Here is a 2,984-nt window from a genome sequence, read left to right on the forward strand (position 1 = left end):
TGTTTTAGAATTAATCGTTCTCAATTTAAGACGAGTATCTTTCATAAAACAATTACAAGAATGGTAGAAAGTAAACCAATATATCAAAATCAATTAAAACAGAAACTAAACGTGTAACTCAAAAAAAGGATTTTGCGCCATAGCTTGACGTAAACCTTCTCTAACATTATCGTTACTTCGGTCCCAATTACCTACATTTCCAAAAACGTTGTATTTAAGGTCGGTTTTAAAGGCTAACTCGTTTTGAATGTAATAATTAATCGCTGGCGCAAAAGAATGTAACCAAGAGGTTAATTCCGCACTATAATCAGGTGCATTACCAGTTTCAACTCTATCAATACCTAAATAGCGACTGTCTAATCTTCCGATAGTTTGTCCTGTTTTGTCGCGTAACAATTCTTTCCAAAAGAAATGGTTTGGTACATCGAGGTTCTGTTTTAGTATTACATCTTCCGACAGACCTGAATAGTAGCTCATTTTCTTCGCAATAGCGTTTTGCTCACGGTCAGAAATAAAACCACCTTTTGCAATAGCAGGCATTAATTGATTAACTGCAAAATCTTCAGCGTTAGGCAAAATATCTAACAAATCTTTATTTTGTAGCTCGCTCGGTAGCATTTTATGATACCAAGCAGCAGCAGTATAATATGGTAGATTCAAGCTAGAAGATACTGGACCGCCAACACGAAGTACTTTATAATCTGCGGGCGAAACCATAATCACGCCGTTAAGATACATCCACTGGCTGTTTTGTAATTCGGACGCTAAGCCCATGACACGTGTACCTCCATAGCTTTCGCCAATAATATATTTAGGAGATTCCCAACAATTATTGCGAGTAACAAAAGTGTTAATCCAACTTGCTAAATATTTAACATCGGCATTAATTCCAAAAAAAGTTTTATCATCTTCATATTTACCATTTTTTAATTTCACTTTACGTGAATAACCTGTATTTACTGGATTTACAAACACGATATCCGCAACATCTAAAATAGAATTTGGATTGGTTTTTACACCATAAGGTTGTACTGGATATCCCTCATCATCAATATTTAAAACTTTTGGACCAGTATAAGCAATGTGCATCCATACAGAAGCCGAACCAGGACCTCCATTAAATGAAACAATTAAAGGTCTTTTATTGCCTTTATTATTGTTTGTACGTTTGTAATACGTGTAATACAAAGAAGCCATAACCTCGCCTTCAGTATTCCAAACTGGTTGAAAGCCAGTCATAGCCTTATAATTGATGATCTGACCTTTAATTTTTGTAGTATTTGTCGTTGTAATTATAGTATCGATTGGTATTTCTAGATTTTGAGAAAAACCTAAAACTGAAACAAATAATAGAGGGTATAAAAATTTGTAAGACATAAGTTATTTTTTTAGAAGCCTAAAAATAACTAAAAGCCCTCAAAAACGCCTAATCCAAAAAGCGCAAAATCATATTTTACTGGATCATTAGCATCAAGACCTCGTAAGCTCTTATCTAATTCTGCCAATGCCTTACCATCATTTTGTTTTCGTTTTAACAAACCTAATTTCCTAGCCACATTTCCCGAATGAACATCTAGCGGACAGCTAAGCAGGGAAGGAGAGAGGCTTTTCCAAATACCAAAGTCTACACCGTTATTATCATTCCTCACCATCCAACGCAAAAACATATTTATACGTTTAGCTGCTGAATTTTTTATTGGGTCGCTTACGTGTTTTTTGCTTCTTTCTAAGTGCTCAATCTCAAAAAATATTTTTTTGAAATTATGGATGCTGTTTTGGAGTGAATCCTTATCAGCATGTTTTGCAAATACAGTTTCTAATCCATTATGTTTTATGTAGATGTGCTTTAAACTTGTAACAAACTGAAAAAAATCATAACCATTAAAGGTCCGGTGTACAAAAGGTAATAGTTTTTCTAAGTCTGCCCCTTGATGATTCATCACAAACTCATAAGGTGAGCCATCAAGAAATTCAACCATTCTATTGGCATTAGTAATAATACTTTTACGATTTCCCCAAGCTATTGTTGCTGTTAAAAATCCAATAATTTCAATATCTTCTTTTTTTGAAAATATATGAGGTATCTGTATAGGGTCGCTTTCAATAAATTTAGGGTTATTGTAGAGTAGAACCTTTTCGTCGAGAAATTCTTTAAGTTCTGATTTTTTGAGTTTCAAATTATGCTAATTAAAAAGCGAAGTTAACAACCAATCATTAATAAATATAATTATGGGCTATTGAACTTTTGTAATTCAAAAACTAATTTCGCATATCAATCGATAAACGCAATTGAAACTGAGTTTATATTTACGTTGGCAACAATTTGAAAATGATTCGTATTTGGTGTATATTTACATCAAATAAATAAATTATGGCAAGACAAAGCATAACATTCACAAAGCCAAACGATGAATGGCTTAAAACTCAAGTGGATAAAAAAGAGTATTCAAGTAAGAGTGAACTCGTAAATGACTTAATTAGACAAGCACGAAAACAACAAGTTGAAATTAACTGGATTCGCGCTAAATTGGATAAAGCCGAAAATAGCGGTTTTACAAGTGAAAGTAAAAGTGAAATTTTGACTCAATCAAAGTCTTTGCTTAATGACTAAATATAAATTATGTAATGAAGCGAAAAATGATTTTATACGAATTCATCATTATGGTATTAAAAAATTTGGAATGATTCAAGCTGATAAATATTTTGAATTATTGTTGTCCGATAAAACTCAAAAGTAGCACAAAAAGGTATTCCAACCCCAGTAAAATGGTTTGTTTTTTAGGATTTTAAAATAGTAAGCCCCCTGTTACGTTAGGTGAACTCCATAGCTAGTTGTTCTGCTATTTCCTCTGGTGTTCCTTTATTCGCTTTCAGGTTTAATACCTCGAGGCTTGCCTCGTTAATTATTACTATTTTGTGACTCGATGTCACAGAATAGTAAATATATCCATAAAAGTCATAATGTTACAGTTTTACTATATCAT

General features: G+C 32.8%; 3 protein-coding genes and 1 pseudogene. 2 read left to right on the forward strand and 2 right to left on the reverse strand.

Annotated features, from left to right (window positions below; translation table 11 throughout):
• Positions 1-117 (forward strand): annotated as a pseudogene (locus tag HKP48_RS03465) (IS1595 family transposase); the annotation flags it as partial.
• Here HKP48_RS03465 and HKP48_RS03470 read toward each other — a convergent pair.
• Positions 106-1,377 carry a carboxypeptidase gene (locus HKP48_RS03470; protein WP_296342859.1) on the reverse strand — a complete coding sequence of 424 codons (1,272 nt, stop codon included), beginning with the start codon at positions 1,375-1,377 and terminating at the stop codon, positions 106-108. The pseudogene HKP48_RS03465 and the gene HKP48_RS03470 sit on opposite strands and share 12 nt — an antisense overlap.
• A 29-nt stretch (positions 1,378-1,406) precedes the next feature.
• The gene (locus HKP48_RS03475; RefSeq protein ID WP_296342861.1) at positions 1,407-2,177 is read right to left on the reverse strand and encodes a TIGR02757 family protein; all 771 of its coding nucleotides are present in this window, start codon (positions 2,175-2,177) and stop codon (positions 1,407-1,409) included.
• 194 nt (positions 2,178-2,371) lie between these two features.
• On the opposite strand from HKP48_RS03475, the gene HKP48_RS03480 reads away from it, so the two are divergent.
• Entirely contained in the window at positions 2,372-2,611 is a 240-nt protein-coding gene (locus tag HKP48_RS03480; RefSeq protein WP_296342863.1) for a CopG family transcriptional regulator, read from the forward strand.
• Positions 2,612-2,984 lie beyond the last annotated feature (373 nt).

Source organism: Winogradskyella sp., assembly GCF_013042245.1.
Taxonomy (GTDB): Bacteria; Bacteroidota; Bacteroidia; order Flavobacteriales; family Flavobacteriaceae; genus Winogradskyella.